Raw genomic sequence first — 278 nt, 5'->3', positions numbered from 1 at the left:
TAAGTATTTACCATATCCGTTCTTTTGGTACTTGGCGACACGCTCTTCCAGCTGGTTTCCGCTGATCCAGCCCATGTTGAAGGCCACTTCATCCGGGCTTCCCGTCTGAAGCCCCTGGCGTTTTTCCAGCGTGCGCACGAAGTTCCCGGCATCCAGCAGGCTGCCGTGGGTGCCGGTATCCAGCCAAGCATAGCCCCGGCCCATGCGTTTCACGCTCAGGGAGCCGTCATGGAGGTAACTTTCCAGCAACGTCGTGATCTCAAGTTCGCCCCGATCCG

1 protein-coding gene is annotated in these 278 nt (G+C 58.3%); it reads right to left on the bottom strand.

Translation table 11 applies throughout. The features are described 5' to 3' along the window. Positions 1-278 (bottom strand): sugar phosphate nucleotidyltransferase (locus A3722_RS15775; protein ID WP_269084700.1); only part of this gene is annotated, 278 nt, incomplete at both ends.

This window comes from Sulfitobacter sp. HI0027, assembly GCF_001634775.1.
Classification (GTDB): domain Bacteria; phylum Pseudomonadota; class Alphaproteobacteria; order Rhodobacterales; family Rhodobacteraceae; genus Sulfitobacter.
This window is presented reverse-complemented; position numbering and strand designations above follow the sequence as displayed.